This is a genomic window from Arthrobacter sp. UKPF54-2, assembly GCF_007858535.1.
Lineage (GTDB): Bacteria > Actinomycetota > Actinomycetes > Actinomycetales > Micrococcaceae > Arthrobacter.
In genome coordinates this window covers 3,037,525-3,053,209 of record NZ_CP040174.1, presented here as the reverse complement: position 1 = coordinate 3,053,209, position 15,685 = coordinate 3,037,525, and the positions used below count along the sequence as shown (strand labels likewise).

12 protein-coding genes are annotated in these 15,685 nt (G+C 69.1%); 6 read left to right on the top strand and 6 right to left on the bottom strand.

From position 1 onward, the window contains the following. Nucleotides 1–5: 5 nt before the first annotated feature. Entirely contained in the window at nucleotides 6–1,022 is a 1,017-nt protein-coding gene (locus E7Y32_RS14075) for a polysaccharide deacetylase family protein (protein WP_261382454.1), read from the top strand. Between the two features lie 179 nt (nucleotides 1,023–1,201). Continuing rightward, nucleotides 1,202–2,680, top strand: a complete 1,479-nt coding sequence (gene rpsA, locus E7Y32_RS14070) for a 30S ribosomal protein S1 (protein ID WP_146337662.1) — start codon at nucleotides 1,202–1,204, stop codon at nucleotides 2,678–2,680. Between the two features lie 278 nt (nucleotides 2,681–2,958). On the opposite strand, the gene E7Y32_RS14065 is transcribed toward rpsA, so the two are convergent. The 3 genes from E7Y32_RS14065 to E7Y32_RS14055 all read right to left on the bottom strand — a co-directional run bounded on the left by E7Y32_RS14065 (nucleotide 2,959) and on the right by E7Y32_RS14055 (nucleotide 5,023). Then, on the bottom strand, nucleotides 2,959–3,396 hold the full coding sequence (locus tag E7Y32_RS14065; protein WP_146337661.1) for a DUF1810 domain-containing protein: 438 nt from the start codon (nucleotides 3,394–3,396) through the stop codon (nucleotides 2,959–2,961). A gap of 405 nt (nucleotides 3,397–3,801) precedes the next feature. Further along, nucleotides 3,802–4,338 (bottom strand): GNAT family N-acetyltransferase, encoded by a 537-nt coding sequence (locus tag E7Y32_RS14060; protein ID WP_146337660.1) that lies wholly within the window; start codon nucleotides 4,336–4,338, stop codon nucleotides 3,802–3,804. Then, nucleotides 4,322–5,023 carry a YigZ family protein gene (locus tag E7Y32_RS14055; protein ID WP_261382453.1) on the bottom strand — a complete coding sequence of 234 codons (702 nt, stop codon included), beginning with the start codon at nucleotides 5,021–5,023 and terminating at the stop codon, nucleotides 4,322–4,324. The genes E7Y32_RS14060 and E7Y32_RS14055 overlap by 17 nt, the downstream gene beginning before the upstream one ends. A 22-nt stretch (nucleotides 5,024–5,045) precedes the next feature. Between E7Y32_RS14055 and coaE the strand changes: the two genes are divergently transcribed. From coaE to E7Y32_RS14035, 4 genes are all read left to right on the top strand, one after another. Continuing rightward, nucleotides 5,046–6,287 (top strand): dephospho-CoA kinase, encoded by a 1,242-nt coding sequence (gene coaE, locus E7Y32_RS14050; protein WP_146337659.1) that lies wholly within the window; start codon nucleotides 5,046–5,048, stop codon nucleotides 6,285–6,287. Between the two features lie 40 nt (nucleotides 6,288–6,327). Beyond that, nucleotides 6,328–8,409, top strand: coding sequence for an excinuclease ABC subunit UvrB (uvrB, locus tag E7Y32_RS14045; protein ID WP_146337658.1), 2,082 nt, complete (start codon nucleotides 6,328–6,330; stop codon nucleotides 8,407–8,409). Nucleotides 8,410–8,588: 179 nt separating this feature from the next. After that, complete coding sequence (locus E7Y32_RS14040; protein ID WP_146337657.1) at nucleotides 8,589–9,617, top strand: TerC family protein; 1,029 nt, start codon at nucleotides 8,589–8,591, stop codon at nucleotides 9,615–9,617. Nucleotides 9,618–9,687: 70 nt separating this feature from the next. After that, nucleotides 9,688–11,046: an MFS transporter gene (locus E7Y32_RS14035; RefSeq protein WP_261382452.1), complete on the top strand. Its 1,359-nt coding sequence runs from the start codon at nucleotides 9,688–9,690 to the stop codon at nucleotides 11,044–11,046. 52 nt (nucleotides 11,047–11,098) lie between these two features. Here E7Y32_RS14035 and E7Y32_RS14030 read toward each other — a convergent pair whose 3' ends face one another. From E7Y32_RS14030 to E7Y32_RS14020, 3 genes are all read right to left on the bottom strand, one after another. Further along, nucleotides 11,099–12,364, bottom strand: coding sequence for an alpha/beta fold hydrolase (locus tag E7Y32_RS14030; protein WP_146338710.1), 1,266 nt, complete (start codon nucleotides 12,362–12,364; stop codon nucleotides 11,099–11,101). A 91-nt stretch (nucleotides 12,365–12,455) separates the two neighbouring features. Next, nucleotides 12,456–12,956, bottom strand: coding sequence for a GNAT family N-acetyltransferase (locus E7Y32_RS14025; RefSeq protein WP_146337656.1), 501 nt, complete (start codon nucleotides 12,954–12,956; stop codon nucleotides 12,456–12,458). A 20-nt stretch (nucleotides 12,957–12,976) separates the two neighbouring features. Then, on the bottom strand, nucleotides 12,977–15,523 hold the full coding sequence (locus E7Y32_RS14020) for an RNA helicase (RefSeq protein ID WP_146337655.1): 2,547 nt from the start codon (nucleotides 15,521–15,523) through the stop codon (nucleotides 12,977–12,979). Between the last annotated feature and the right edge of the window lie 162 nt (nucleotides 15,524–15,685).

Below are 15,685 nucleotides of genomic sequence, written 5' to 3'. Positions count from 1 at the left end.
TGCTCTTGGCGGATCTGTCTAGCCCGGCCCTGCGCGGGCGCCGCTCCGTTCTGTTCGGTTTGGCTGCACTGGCGGCCGGCGTTGTGGTCGACGCCGTCGTTCCGATCCATGCCCAGGGGGCCAGGATGTCCTTGGGGGCCCGGACCGCCGGACCGGGCGTCGGCTCCACCGGCACGCGGAACGCTGTTCCCGACGGCGCCTCCGACGCCGCGCCCGACAACGCGCCCGTCGCCGCGCCCGATAACGCGCCCGCCGTCGAACCCGCGCCCGCCGCGGCGCCTGCGCCGCCCGTGGCGCGGGCCGCCCCCACCGAGGCGGAGCTGGTGGCGGAATTCTCCGGCCGGCGCCCCACCGACTGGGGACTGGCCGTCGCCGGGGTGATCACCTCGACCCCCGCTCCCCAGCTGGCCCTGACCTTTGACGCCTGCGGCGGCCCCGGCGGCGCCGGCTGCGACCACAGGCTGCTGGAGACGCTGCGGCGCCTCGGCATCCCTGCCACCCTCTTCGTCAACCAGCGCTGGGTCGAGGCGAACCCGGGGGTGGCCCGCGAACTCGCCGCAGATCCGCTGTTCGAACTCGCCAACCACGGCTCCAGGCACTGCCCGCTCTCCGTCACCGGAAGGCGCGCCTACGGCATCCCCGGCACGTCCGGCGTCGGGCAGGCCTACCACGAAATCATGGACAACCAGGCGGTGCTGCAGGGCCTGACGGGGCGCCCGGCGCGGTTCTTCCGGCCGGGAACCGCTTTCTACGACGACGTCGCCGTCGCGATCACCCGGCGCGCCGGCCTGCTGCCGGTGAACTTCAGCATCAATGCCGACGCCGGCGCCACCCTGCCGGCCCCGGCCGTCGCCGCCGCGCTGGCCAAGGCGTCCGCGGGTGACATTGTGATCGCGCATTTCAACAAGCCCGGCAGCGGTACCGCGGCCGGGTTTGAGCAGGCGCTGCCCCGGATGCTGGCGCGCGGAGCGGCGTTCGCGCAGCTCGGCCGGGTGCTGCCTGCGGGCGCCGTCGCGCTTTGACCGGCGTTGGCGAATCCGACTAGACTGAACGGGCGTGTACTACGTGCGCGCATTCAATCAACAAAATCAGGATGACCCGGCGGTTCGCCTTTGATCCGCCGTGCTCCCCACCCGTGTCGCCGACACGGACGGGACTGTTTGCCTGACCGACTAACTATCCACAACGGAGCCCCTACTACATGACCATCACCTCCACCGAGAAGCCCGGTACCCCCGTCGTCGCGATTAACGACATCGGTACCGCTGAGGACTTCCTCGCAGCAGTCGACGCCACCATCAAGTACTTCAACGACGGGGACCTCGTCGAAGGTACCGTCGTCAAGGTCGACCGCGACGAAGTTCTGCTCGACATCGGTTACAAAACCGAAGGTGTCATTCCCTCCCGCGAGCTGTCCATCAAGCACGACGTTGATCCCGGAGACGTCGTCTCCGTTGGCGATCTCGTCGAGGCCCTGGTGCTCACCAAGGAAGACAAAGAAGGCCGTCTGATCCTCTCCAAGAAGCGTGCTCAGTACGAGCGTGCGTGGGGCGACATCGAGAAGGTCAAGGAAGAAGACGGCGTTGTCACCGGCACCGTCATCGAGGTTGTCAAGGGTGGTCTTATCCTCGACATCGGCCTGCGCGGCTTCCTGCCCGCATCCCTCGTCGAGATGCGCCGTGTGCGCGACCTTGCTCCGTACATCGGTCAGCAGATCGAAGCCAAGATCATCGAGCTGGACAAGAACCGCAACAACGTTGTGCTGTCCCGCCGTGCCTGGCTCGAGCAGACCCAGTCCGAGGTCCGCTCCACGTTCCTCAACAAGCTGGAAAAGGGCCAGGTCCGTCCCGGCGTCGTTTCCTCCATCGTCAACTTCGGTGCCTTCGTGGACCTGGGCGGCGTAGACGGCCTGGTTCACGTTTCCGAGCTGTCCTGGAAGCACATCGACCACCCGTCCGAGGTTGTCGAAGTTGGCCAGGAAGTCACCGTCGAGGTTCTCGAGGTCGACCTGGACCGCGAGCGTGTTTCCCTGTCGCTCAAGGCTACGCAGGAAGATCCGTGGCAGACCTTCGCCCGCACCCACGCCCTCGGCCAGGTTGTTCCGGGTAAGGTCACCAAGCTGGTTCCGTTCGGCGCGTTCGTTCGCGTTGAAGACGGCATCGAAGGCCTGGTCCACATCTCCGAGCTCGCCGTGCGCCACGTTGAGCTGGCCGAGCAGGTTGTCTCCGTTGGTGACGAGCTGTTCGTCAAGGTCATCGACATCGACCTCGAGCGCCGCCGCATCTCGCTGTCCCTCAAGCAGGCCAACGAGGGTGTCGACGCCGACTCCACCGAATTCGATCCGGCTCTCTACGGCATGGCCGCTGAGTACGACGAAGAGGGCAACTACAAGTACCCGGAGGGCTTCGATCCGGAGTCCAACGAGTGGCTTGAAGGCTACGAGACGCAGCGCGCCGCCTGGGAGCAGCAGTACGCTGACGCCCAGACCCGCTGGGAAGCCCACAAGAAGCAGGTTGCCCAGCACGCTGCCGACGACGCTGCAGCTGCAACGTCCGGCGAGAGCGACTCCGGCACCACCAGCTACTCCTCCGAGCCGGCTGCCGAGTCGAACGCAGGGGCCGGTACCCTTGCTTCGGACGAGGCTCTTGCCGCTCTGCGCGAGAAGCTGACCGGCAACTAGTTGCCGCCGGCCCGGGTTGCTCCGGGCCAACCCACAGCGGGTCCCTGCCACGTGCAGGGGCCCGCTTTGGGTTTAAGGGGCGGCGGGGTGCGGGCGACTGTGCGCGATGTGCCGAGGTTCCCCGACGGACATGCCCATTCCCGGGCACGTGCAGTGGACATAGCCCCTATATGTCCACTGCACGCGGCGTGCGTTGGACATGTCCATAAGCACAGCTGTGTCCGGTACGGGCCCGGGAGTCGCGGCAGGGGCGTCGCCCCGGACCGAGTGCGGCGCTGTTAGGTGGCCGCGCCGAGGAGGCGGTCCGTGGCCTCGTCGGGGATCCCGTCGAAATACTTGTCGAGGATCTGCCGAAACACCGGGTCCTCGGGCGCCGCCCGAAGGAACAGGGTCGACGACGAACGCAGCTTGCGTGCGTCGATGCCGCCGAAGATCTGCTCCGCGCTGCGATTCTCGACGGCGAGGACGGCCAGGAAACACTCACGGAGACGGGCGCCCAGCAGCGGGTGGCTCAGGTAGGCGCGCGCTTCGTCCAGGGAAGTAAGTGCATACTTCCGCGAGGTTGGGCTCATTCCGAGGCAGGCGAGCTGCGGGAAGACGAACCACATCCAATGGCTTCGCTTGTCCCCGGCACGCAGCTCCGAGAGCGCACGCTGATAGGTGCCCGCCGCATCCTGGGCTTGCTCGAAACGCGCGAGGTCGAAGGGGTCGTCCACGTCAGCTCCTCATCCGGCCGATCACACGTATCCCGCTGCTATTTGGCCGGGGACCGGTCGTGCGGCCTCCCCTTATCCAAGCACCCAGAAGGCCCCGGCGACAGTGCCGTGCCGGTCCTCACGTGCGAAGGTTCGACGGGGTGCGACCGGGCATGTGCATTCCTGGATCCGGACGTTGGACATAATGCCATCATGCTCACTCCACACGCTGGGAGTTGGGCATGTCCATCCCTTGGCGTAGGCAGAGGGCATGCTCGGCGGCTGCAACGGCCGCGGACGGCCATGTCCATTCCTGGGTCCGGACGTTGGACATAGTGCCACCATGCTCATTCGCTGTGCCGGGAGTTGGGCATGCCCGCCGGTGGGGGAGACACGGGTGGCCCGTCGCCCCGACCGTGCCCTGGTCTACCCCAGCGTGAAACGTGCTCTGACCCGCTGACCGTCGGCGGCGAGTTCCGCGCCTAACGATTGGAGCAGGGCCTGCGCGGCGGTGTTGCCGGCTGTCGTTTCCGCCTGCAGCTGGTCCGCGCCGGCTGCCGCGGCCGCCGCCTTGACCAGGCGCAACGCCTCCGTGCCGACGCCGCGGCCCCGGAAGCTCCGGCCCAGCCAGATGCCGGTCTCCAGCGCCGCGCCGTCGCGCGTGAAGGGGCCCGTCCCGGTGGCGGGGACCCGGGCCAGCCGGATGGAACCGGCCAGTTCGCCGTCGGCTGTGATGGCCCAGGACTTCTGCCGTGCCGGGCCGTCGAGGCCGGCCGCCGCGGCGTGGTGGTAGTCGCGGAACCAGCTGATCCGCTCGGTGTTCCAGCCCGCGGCGGTCCCCAGCGGCGGGGTGACCTCGTCCGGGTCGGCGTCGTGCAGGGCGACCGCCAGCAGGCGCTCCAGCACCGGAGCCGTGACGTCCACCAGCGCCACCACGGGCACCTGCTCAGCTGATGGCGACATCGATCCACTCCGTTTCTCCGGGCACCAGGGCGGCGTTTCCGGCCGAGAGCGCCGCGAGGCGGTCGGCGGCCTGCGCCAGAGACGACGGTTCGTCCGGGAGCGCCAGCCGAAGAACCGTCGTCTGCGCATCATAGCGGGCGCCGGCCATCACGTAGCCCGCTGCACGCAGGTCGTTTTCGAGCCGGCCCGCGGCGGCGTGCGGCACCGGGACGTCGCAGAGCCGCAGCCGCTGCCTGCGCACCAGCGGCGCCAGCGCCAGCGCCGACGACACGGACTCGGAATAGGCCCGGACCAGGCCTCCGGCACCCAGCAGGATCCCGCCGAAATAGCGGACCACGACGGCGGTCACGTCGCTGAGGTCCGCCGTGCCGGGCACGGTTTCGCGCTTCAGCAGCGCCTCCAGCATCGGGAGCCCGGCCGTGCCGGAGGGTTCGCCGTCGTCGCTGGAACGCTGCACCGAGCGGTCCGGGCCGAGCACGAAGGCCGAGCAGTGGTGGCGGGCTTCGTGGAACTCCCGGCGCAGCGACCTGAGCAGCGCGCGGGCGCTCTCCTCGTCGCCGGTGCGCCGCAGCACGGTGATGAACCGGGAGCGTTTGATCTCCAGCTCGTGCCGGAACCCGTCGCCGGCCGCCAGCGTGGTGTAGGCCGTGGCCCCGCGTCCGGGAGAATCCGCGTCATCTGGCACCGCTTCAGTTTAGTCTGGTGGAGTGCTGAAGATCGGTTTGACGGGCGGGATCGCCTCAGGGAAGTCAGTGGTCGCCTCGCGGCTGCGCGAACTCGGCGCGGTCCTGGTCGACGCCGACGCGCTGGCCCGCGAAGTGGTGGAACCGGGCACGCCCGGACTGGCCCGGGTGGTGGAGGCCTTCAGCGCCTCCGTCCTGGGTCCGGACGGGGCCCTCGACCGCCCGCGCTTGGGCGCCCTCGTCTTCGGCAACCCCGAGCGCCTCGCCGTGCTGAACGGTATCATCCACCCCCTCGTCCGGGAGCGTGCCGCCGCCCTCGCGGCCGCCGCCCCGAAAGGCGCCGTCCTGGTCCAGGACATCCCCCTGCTGGTCGAGACTGGACAGGGCGCCAACTTCCACCTGGTGCTGGTGGTGGACGCCCCGGATGATGTCCGGGTGCGCCGGATGGTGGAGCACCGGAGAATGACCGTCGAGGAGGCCCGCGCCCGGATGGCGGCCCAGGCCACGCGGGAGGACCGGCTGGCGGCCGCCGACCTCGTGCTGGACAATTCCGGGACCAAGGACGAACTGCGCGACGCGGTGGACCGGCTGTGGCGGCACCGGCTGGAGCCTTTCGCGGAGAACCTGGCCCGCGGCCGGATGGCCGCGCGCACCGGCGGGCCCGTGCTCAGCCCCGCCAACCCGGACTGGCCGGCGCAGGCCTCCCGCCTGATCGGCCGGTTGCGGGCGGTGGCGCCGGAGGACATCCTCGCCGTGGACCATATCGGCTCCACCGCCGTCCCCGGGCTGGATGCCAAGGACGTGCTGGACCTCCAGCTCACGGTCCCGGACCTGGCGACGGCGGATCGCCTCGAGCCCCTGCTGGCCGCGGCGGGGTTCCCGCGCTGGCCGGGCATCGGCGCGGACAACCCCAAGCCCGCGCATCCGGACCCGGCGGCCTGGGACAAACGGGTGCACGGCAACGCGGATCCCGGCCGGCCCGTCAACCTCCACGTCCGGGCCGCCGGCTCGCCGGGCTGGCGTTATGCGCTGTGCTTCCGGGACTGGCTGCGGGACGACGCGGCCGCCCGCGCCGACTACGTGGCGGAGAAGCGGCGCGCGGCCCGCCGGCACGGCGTGGACAAGTCCACCGCGGGCTACGCCGCGGACAAGGAGGACTGGTTCACGCACTACGCCGCGCCGCGGATGGAGGACTGGGCCCGCCGCACCGGCTGGCTGCCGCCGTCGTACGCCGCCGCCGGAGAACCCGGTACCGCCCAAAGCTGAATCCGGGCACGCTGTCCGGGGGCGGCGGTAGATTAGGTACATGAGCCTTGCCCAGGAAATCAACCGTGTTGTGGCGCCCTTTGAGGTCATCAGCGAGTTCCAGCCCGCGGGGGACCAGCCTGCCGCGATCGCGGAACTGACCGAGCGGATCAAGAACGGCGAGAAGGACGTGGTGCTGCTCGGCGCCACCGGCACCGGTAAGAGCGCGACGACGGCGTGGCTGATCGAGCAGGTCCAGCGCCCCACCCTGGTGATGGTGCAGAACAAGACGCTGGCCGCCCAGCTCGCCAACGAATTCCGCGAGTTGCTGCCCAACAACGCGGTGGAATACTTCGTCTCGTACTACGACTACTACCAGCCCGAGGCCTACGTGGCCCAGACGGACACCTTCATCGAGAAGGACTCCTCGGTCAACGAGGAAGTCGAACGGCTCCGGCACTCCGCCACCAACGCGCTGCTGACTCGGCGCGACGTGATCGTCGTGGCCACCGTCTCCTGCATCTACGGTCTCGGCACCCCGGAGGAATACATCGCCGGGATGGTGACGCTGCGCAAAGGCGCCGAAATGAACCGCGACGACCTGCTCCGGAAGTTCGTCTCCATGCAGTACGCCCGCAACGACATGGACTTCCACCGCGGCACCTTCCGGGTCCGCGGCGACACCGTGGAAATCATCCCGATGTACGAGGAACTCGCCATCCGGATCGAGTTCTTCGGCGACGAGATCGAGAACATCTACACCCTGCACCCGTTGACCGGGGAGGTCCTCCGGGAAGAGAACGAAATGTACGTCTTCCCCGCCTCGCACTACGTGGCGGGCCCGGAGCGGATGGCCCGCGCGATTAAGCGGATCGAGGACGAGCTGGCCGACCGCCTCAAGGTCCTGGAAAGCCAGAACAAGCTCGTGGAGGCCCAGCGGTTGCGGATGCGCACCACTTACGACTTGGAAATGATGCAGCAGATGGGATTCTGCAACGGCATCGAGAACTACTCCTCGCACATCGACGGCCGCGCCCGCGGGACCGCGCCGCACTGCCTGCTCGACTACTTCCCGGACGACTTCCTGCTGGTGATCGACGAATCCCACGTCACCGTGCCGCAGATCGGCGCCATGTACGAGGGCGACATGTCCCGCAAACGGAACCTCGTGGACCACGGCTTCCGGCTGCCCTCGGCGATGGACAACCGCCCGCTCAAGTGGGACGAGTTCCAGGAACGCGTGGGCCAGACCGTGTACCTGTCCGCGACCCCGGGCAAGTTCGAGCTCGGCAAGGCGGACGGTTTTGTGCAGCAGATCATCCGGCCCACCGGCCTGATCGATCCGGAGGTGATCGTCAAGCCCACCAAGGGCCAGATCGATGACCTGCTGGGCGAAATCCGCACCCGCACCGCGAAAAACGAGCGTGTCCTCGTCACCACGCTCACCAAGCGGATGGCCGAGGACCTCACCGACTACCTGCTCGGCCACGGCGTCAAAGTCGAATACCTGCACTCCGACGTCGACACGCTGCGCCGCGTGGAGCTGCTCCGCGAACTGCGGATGGGCGTCTTCGACGTCCTGGTCGGCATCAACCTGCTCCGCGAAGGCCTCGACCTGCCCGAGGTGTCCCTCGTGAGCATCCTGGACGCGGACAAGGAAGGCTTCCTGCGCTCCTCGACCTCGCTGATCCAGACGATCGGCCGTGCCGCCCGAAACGTGTCCGGCCAGGTGCACATGTACGCGGACAAGATCACCGACTCGATGGCCCACGCCATCGACGAAACGAACCGGCGCCGCGCCATCCAAGTGGCCTACAACACGGAGAAGGGGATCGACCCCCAGCCGCTGCGGAAGAAGATCGCGGACATCACCGACCAGCTCGCCAAGGACGACGCCGACACCCGCGAACTGCTGGCCAGCGCCGGCAAGGCCCGCGGCAAGGGCAAGGGCAGCTCCAAGGTCCGGGCCGACGGCCTCGCCGCCGCCCCGGCCGAGGACCTCGTGGGCCTGATCGAGCAACTGACCGAGCAGATGCACGCCGCCGCCGGCGAACTGCAGTTCGAGCTCGCCGCCCGGCTCCGCGACGAGGTGGGCGAGCTCAAGAAGGAACTGCGGCAGATGCAGTCGGCCGGGCACGCCTAAGGTAAAGTAGATCGAACGTAGGGGAGTATCCCAAGCGCTACGATCGTCAACACGCAGGGCACAGATGCCATGCCGGGCGTAGCGGGCAGCAAGGCGGCACCCGAGGGCAATGGCCCGGGTGCGGCGGCTAAGCCGGAGAGACTTACACCGCTTAGTTGTACCCTGCGAAAGGTATCTACGTGCCCGAACTTCCCCTCTGGTTCGAGATCGGCTCCTTCGTCGTTCTCGGCATCATCCTCGCCATCGACCTGCTTCTGGTGCTGAAGCGGCCGCATGAGCCCTCGATGAAGGAAGCCGGCCTCTGGGTCTCCTTCTACATCGCACTGGCGCTCGTCTTCGCCGGAGCCATGTTTCTGTTCACCGGCCCGGAATATGGGGGCCAGTTCCTCGCCGGCTGGGTGACGGAGTACAGCCTGAGCATCGACAACCTGTTTGTCTTTATCATCATCATGGCCCGCTTCTCGGTACCCCGTAAGTACCAGCAGGAAGTGCTGATGGTGGGCATCATCATCGCCCTGGTGCTGCGCGGCATCTTCATCCTGCTCGGCGCGATTGTGATCGAACAATTCAGCTGGGTCTTCTACATCTTCGGCGCGTTCCTGCTCTGGACCGCCTGGAAGCAGGCGCAGGACGAAGGCGAGGACGAGGAGGACAAGGAAAACCCGCTGATCGCCCGGATCCGGAAGGTCCTGCCGATGTCGGAGAAGTTCGACGGCGGCAAGCTCCGCACCGAGGTCGACGGCAAGAAGGTCTTCACCCCCATGCTGATCGTCTTCGTGACCATCGGCATGACCGACCTGCTCTTCGCAGTGGACTCCATCCCCGCCATCTTCGGCCTGACCCAGAGCGCGTTCATCGTCTTCACGGCCAACATCTTCGCCCTGATGGGCCTGCGGCAGCTGTACTTCCTGCTCGGCGGCCTGATGAACCGGCTCATCTACCTCAAGCACGCGCTCTCCGTCATCCTCGCCTTCATCGGCGTCAAGCTGGTGCTGCACGCCATGCACGTCAACGAACTGCCCTTCATCAACGGCGGCAAGCACATCGAATGGGCCCCCGAGATCCCCACCTACGTCTCGCTGGGCGTGATCATCGGCACCATCATCATCGCGGTCGTCGCCAGCCTGGTCAGCTCCAAGGCCTCCAAGGCGAAGCTCGACGCCCGGCTCGAAGAGGACTCCCGCAAGAGCCTCACCGACGCCGAGTAGCCGGCAGGACCGGCTCCGTCAGGCCCGCGGCGCGGCCGCCGGCGGTCCGGGCACCGGCTAAGCTCGGAGCGTGAAAATCTTTGATGCCGCCACGGCGGCCGGTACGGCGCTGCACCCGCAACGGGTGCAGCGCCGTACCGTTGTTGTGCTCAGCGCCGCCCAGCTCCTCAGCGGGGTGGGCAGCGGGGCCAGCCTGTCCGTCGGCTCGCTGCTGGCCGTCCAGCTCGCCGGCTCCAACGCCTGGGCGGGTTCAGTCACCACCACCATGACGCTGGCGGCGGCGCTGACCGCCCTGCCGCTGGCCGGGCTGGCCGGCCGGCGCGGGCGCCGTGCTGCCCTGGTGACCGGGCTGCTCGCCGCGATGACCGGCGCCCTGCTGGTCATCCTGGCCACCGTCACCGGCGCCTTCCCGGTCCTGCTGCTCGGCGCCGCCCTGCTGGGCCTCGGCACGGCGGCGAACCTGCAGGCCCGCTTCGCCGCCGTCGACCTCGCCGACCCCGAGCACCGGGGACGCTCGCTGGCGATCGTGGTCTGGGCCGTGACGGCCGGGGCCGTGGCCGGGCCCAACCTGATCCAGCCCGGCGCGCTCGTGGGGCAGGCGCTGGGTCTGCCGCCGATCTCCGGGCCCTTCGTGTTTTCGACGGCGGGACTGGCCCTCGCCGCGCTGCTGCTGCTGATCGGGCTCCGCCCCGATCCGCTGCTGCTGGCCGCACGGCTCCGCGGCGCCGCCGAGGAACCGGCGAAAGGGACCACGGGACGCCGGGGAAGGCACGCGCTGCGGAACGGCCTGCGCGCGGTCCGGGCAGCACCCCGCGCCCGGCTGGCACTGCTCGCCGTCGTCGCCGCGCACGGCTGCATGGCCGCCGTGATGTCGATGACGCCGCTGCACCTGCAGCTGCTCACCGAAGGCCCGCTGGCCGGGCACCCCGCCGGGCACGCGCACGCCGCCAGCACGGACGTCTTTGTGCTGATCGGCTTCACCATTTCGCTGCATATCGCCGGGATGTACGCCCTCTCACCCGTGATGGGGTGGCTCACCGACCGGGTGGGCCGGCTCCCGGTGATCCTGCTGGGCCACGGGCTGATCCTGCTGGCCGTCTGCGTCGCCGGCTTTGGCCAGGGTCAGCCGGTGCTGGTTACGACCGGGCTGGTGCTGCTGGGACTTGGCTGGTCCGCGGCCACCATCGCCGGGTCCACGCTGCTCGCGGAGAGCGTCGCTCCCGGGGACCGGGTCCTGGTCCAGGGCGTGTCCGACACCCTGATGGGCGTGGCCGGGGCCGTGGGGTCGGGCTTCGCCGGCCTGGTGATGAGCGGAATCGGCTACCAGGGGCTGAACCTGCTCGCGGCCGCCGTAGCCGCCGCGGTGTTCGGGGTCGCGCTGCCCGCGGCCATCCGGTCCCGCCGCAGCACGGAACCGGCCGCCGGCTAAGGACGCACCCGGGCCGCCGGCTAAGGGCCCGACGCCGCGAACCCCGGGCCGGTCAGGCCCGGGCGGCGCGGGCCATGCCGAGCAGGCGGCCGAAGATGGCCTCGCCGTCGTCTGCAATGCCGTCGTGGTGGAACTCATCCGTCTCCCACACCTGCAGGCCGCACACGGCGGCGGCGGTCTCCAGTGAGAGCTCCCGGTCCACGTAGATGTCGTCGCTGTACACGGCGGCCGCCACCGGCACGCTGTTCAGGGCCAGCCGCTGTGGGTCGTAGAGCCGTTTCCAGTCGTCCTTCTCGGCGAGCAGCTGTGCCACCGTGCGGAGGGGGCGCAGCGCCGGGTCCTGGTCGAAGTACCACGGGTAGACCATCTCGCCGGTCAGCAGGGGAGCGGCGGTGTCCGGGCGGAACTCCGGGAAGTCCTGGAGCACCCGCAGCGCCGCCCAGTCGGTGGCCTCGCCCTGGCCGTAGATCGATTCGTGCATCAGCGCGTACAGCGGGTTGGAGGCCCGGGACACGAGGCCGCGGACCTGTTCCAGGAACCCGTCGGAGAGCCGGTCGCCGTCGGGCGTGCTGACGAACGCGTCCTCGAGCAGGTGGTGCAGCCCGTCGACGCGGGTGTTGCCGCCAAGGTAGGAGCCCACCATCTGGAACCGTTCCACGGTGAGCCGGCTGCCGTCGGGCAGGAGTTCCTCCGCCTCGCGCAGGTGTCGGGCGATCCGGTTGACCTGCTCCCGGTCCTGCGGGTACCAGCCGAAGTATTCGGCGTTGCGGGCCGCCACCCGCGCGAACGTCGCCTGGTAGACCCGGTCCGCGGGGCCGGTCAGGGGCGGCAGGCCGCCGGTGATCAGCGCCTCGTGCAGGCCCTCGGGGGCGAAGGACAGGTAGCTCAGGGCGCAGAAGCCGCCGTAGCTCTGCCCGTAGATGGTCCAGGGGGCGGCGCCGAGGGCCCGCCGGATCGCTTCGGCGTCGGCCACGATCGAGTCGGCCCGGAAATGCTCCAGGTACTGCGCCTGGTCCAGTTCGCTGCCGCGCAGGGGCAGGGTGCGGCGGTCGATGGGGGAGGAGAGCCCGGTGCCGCGCTGGTCCAGCATCAGGATGCGGAAGTCCTTTGCCGCGGCCTTGCTCCAGCCGCCCAGGGCCGGGAAGCGGTTGCCCCGCCCGCCCGGGCCGCCCTGCAGGTACAGCAGCCACGGCAGGTCCGCGGCGGCCTCCACGCTGTGGTCCGCGGAGACGTACTCCCGGGCGAAGACCGTGATCGTCTCGCCGGCGCCGCCGAAGTGGTCCAGCGGGACCTCGAAGTAGTGCTCGGCGGTCCGCATGCCGCGGTAGTCGTGCCTGGCTTTGACGATGTGCGGCACCCCGGCCGTCGTGGCCGCCGCGGTTGCCGCGGTTGCCGCGGTTGCCGCGGTGTCAGCCACGGGCTGCCGCCGTCCGGTCGCCGCCGAACGCCGCCAGGGCCTCGCCGGTGAGCCGGAACGTGGACCATTCGTCCATCGGGGCGGCGCCAAGGTTCCGGTAGAAGGCGATCGAGGGTTCGTTCCAGTCCAGCACGCTCCACTCCACCCGGGCGTAGCCGCGGTCCACGGCGGTCGCGGCCAGGTGCTGCAGCAGCGCCTTGCCGTGCCCGGCGCCGCGGGCCTCCGGCATCACATAGAGGTCCTCGAGGTAGATCCCGTGCACGCCCTCCCAGGTGGAGTAGTTCAGGAACCACAGCGCGAAGCCCTGCACGGCCCCGGCCTCGTTCTCGGCCATGGTCGCGTAGACCCGCGGGTTGTCGCCGAACAGCACCTCCGTGAGCATTTCGGGGGTATTCCGGACGGCGTCCGGCTCCTTCTCGTAGACGGCCAGGTCATGGATCATCTGCAGGATGGCGGGGACGTCGTGGGCGGTGGCCGGGCGGATTACACTCATGACCGCAAGTTTACTAGCGGCTACAGCCGGTTCACGTCGGTCACGCGGACGACGGCGGTGCCGGTCTCGTCCGAGGCGGCCAGGTCCACCTCGGCAGAGATGCCCCAGTCGTGGTTCCCGGCCGGGTCGTCGAAGATCTGCCGGACCTTCCAGGTGCCGGGTTCCTCGGTGATGATCAGGAGCCCGGGCCCGCGGGCATCCGGGCCGGTGCCGATGTCCTGGTGCTCCTCGAAGTAGTCGTCGAGCGCGTCCTCCCAGCGCTCCGCGTCCCAGCCGGAGCCGCCGTCGAGCTCGCCCAGGGCGGTGGCGGCCTCGTCGGCGAACAGCTCCACCCTGCGGAACATCTCGTTGCGGACCATCACCCGGAAGGCCCGGATGTTGGAGGTCAGCGACGGCGGCGGGGGCGGCGGCGCGTCATGCGGGGTCGGGGCGGCGCCGGAGGTAAGTTCCTCCCACTCGTCCAGCAGGCTCGAGTCCACCTGCCGGACCAGCTCGCCGAGCCACGCGATGAGGTCCTCGAGGTCCTCACGCAGCGCGTCCTGCGGCACGGTCTGCCGGAGCGCCTTGAAGCCGTCGGCCAGGTAGCGCAGCACAATGCCCTCGGACCGGGCCAGGCCGTAGAACTGCACGAACTCGCCGAAGTTCATGGCCCGTTCGTACATGTCCCTGATCACGGACTTGGGGGCGAGTTCGAAATCGCCGATCCACGGGGCGGCCTTGCGGTACACCTCGAACGCCTCGCCGAGGATCTCCGCGAGCGGCTGCGGGTACGTGACGTCCTCCAGCATGGCCATCCGCTGGTCGTAGTCGATCCCGTCGGCCTTCATGGCGGCGATCGCCTCGCCGCGGGCCTTCTTCTGCTGCGCGGAGAGGATCTGCCGCGGTTTCTCCAGCGTCGACTCGATCACCGAAACGACGTCGAGGGCGTACGACGGCGAATCCGGATCCAGCAGCTCGAGGGCCGCGAGGGCGAAGGGGGACAGCGGCTGGTTCAGGGCGAAGTTGGCCTGCAGGTGCACGGTGAGGCGGACACTGCGGCCGTCCGGGCCCTGCTCCGCCGGCGGGATCCGCTCGACGACGCCGGCTGCGAGCAGCTCCCGGTAGATGCCCAGGGCCTTTTTCATCAGCCGCAGCTGCGCGGCGCGGGGCTCATGGTTCTCTGTCAGCAGCCGGCGCGCGGCCTTGAACGGGTCGCCGGGGCGCTCCATCAGGTTCATCAGCATCGCGTGCGTCACGGTGAAGCTGGAGACCAGCGGGTCCGGCACCGATTCCACCAGCCGCTTGTAGGTGGGTTCGCCCCAGGAGACAAAGCCCTCCGGCGGCTTCTTCTTGACCACCTGGCGCAGCTTCTTCTGGTCGTCGCCGAACTTCGCCGTCGCCTTGGCCATCGCCTTGACGTTCTCGATCACGTGCTCGGGGGCCTGGACCACCACGGTCCCGGCGGTGTCGTAGCCGGCCCGGCCTGCCCGGCCCGCGATCTGGTGGAACTCGCGGGAGTTCAGCGGCCGGGTGCGGACGCCGTCGTACTTGCTGAGCGCCGTCAGCAGCACCGTGCGGATGGGGACGTTGATGCCGACGCCGAGCGTGTCGGTGCCGCAGATGACCTTGAGCAGGCCGGCCTGGGCCAGCTGCTCGACGAGCCGGCGGTACTTGGGCAGCATCCCGGCGTGGTGCACGCCGATGCCGTGCCGCACCAGCCGGTTGAGGGTCTTGCCAAAACCGGCGGCGAAGCGGAACCCGGCGATCAGCTCCGCGATTTTGTCCTTTTCCTCCCGGGTGCAGACGTTGATGCTCATCAGGTTCTGCGCCCGGTCGATCGCCTCAAGCTGGCTGAAGTGGACCACGTAGACGGGCACCTGCTTGGTGGACAGCAGCTCCTCGAGCGTCTCGTGCACGGGGGTCTGCTGGTAGTAGAAGTGCAGCGGGATGGGCCGCTCGGCCGAACTGACGGTCGTCGTCGGGCGCCCGGTGAGCTCGCTGATGCCCTCCTCGAACCGGCTGACGTCGCCGAGGGTGGCGGACATCAGCAGGAACTGGGCCTGCGGCAGCTCCAAGAGCGGCACCTGCCACGCCCAGCCGCGCTGCGGGTCGGAGTAGAAGTGGAACTCGTCCATGATGACCGTGCCGAGGTCCGCGGCCGCTCCCTCGCGCAGGGCGACGTTCGCCAGGATCTCGGCCGTGCAGCAGATGATCGGCGCGTCCTGGTTGACGCCGGAATCACCGGTGATCATGCCGACGTTCTCGGCGCCGAAAATCTCGCACAATGCGAAGAACTTCTCCGACACCAGGGCCTTGATCGGGGCGGTGTAGTAGCTCCGGGCGCCGCGGGCCATGGCTTGGAAATGCGCCGCGATGGCCACCAGCGACTTCCCCGACCCTGTCGGCGTCGCCAGAATGACGTTGGAACCCGCCGCGAGCTCCATCACGGCCTCGTCCTGCGCGGCGTACAAGGCCAACCCGCGGCTCTCCGTCCACTCGACAAACCGCGTGTAGAGCTCATCCGGGTCAAGGCCGGTCCTGCCGGGGACGCGGGCGGCCGGGGCGGGGAGCTGATCTACGAGTTTCATTGCCTTCCAGCTTAGTGGGCCGCCGGACGGCCGGCGGCGGTCATAAGCGGTCCCACGCCATTGCTTGACCTTTCAACTTTCTGAGCGTATGTTGGTTGTAGCTTCAACTAAACATTTCACCACCCGGCAGAACAGACCCTGATGAAAACCCTCCTGGCCCGC

Bases quoted from the DNA above. Each gene is read 5' to 3' on its own strand.
- rpsA (WP_146337662.1), top strand. From the start codon at position 1,202: ATGACCATCACCTCCACCGAGAAGCCCGGTACCCCCGTCGTCGCGATT.
- E7Y32_RS14060 (WP_146337660.1), bottom strand. From the start codon at position 4,338: ATGTCGCCATCAGCTGAGCAGGTGCCCGTGGTGGCGCTGGTGGACGTC.
- uvrB (WP_146337658.1), top strand. From the start codon at position 6,328: ATGAGCCTTGCCCAGGAAATCAACCGTGTTGTGGCGCCCTTTGAGGTC.
- E7Y32_RS14030 (WP_146338710.1), bottom strand. From the start codon at position 12,364: ATGCGGACCGCCGAGCACTACTTCGAGGTCCCGCTGGACCACTTCGGC.
- E7Y32_RS14025 (WP_146337656.1), bottom strand. From the start codon at position 12,956: ATGAGTGTAATCCGCCCGGCCACCGCCCACGACGTCCCCGCCATCCTG.
- E7Y32_RS14020 (WP_146337655.1), bottom strand. From the start codon at position 15,523: ATGAAACTCGTAGATCAGCTCCCCGCCCCGGCCGCCCGCGTCCCCGGC.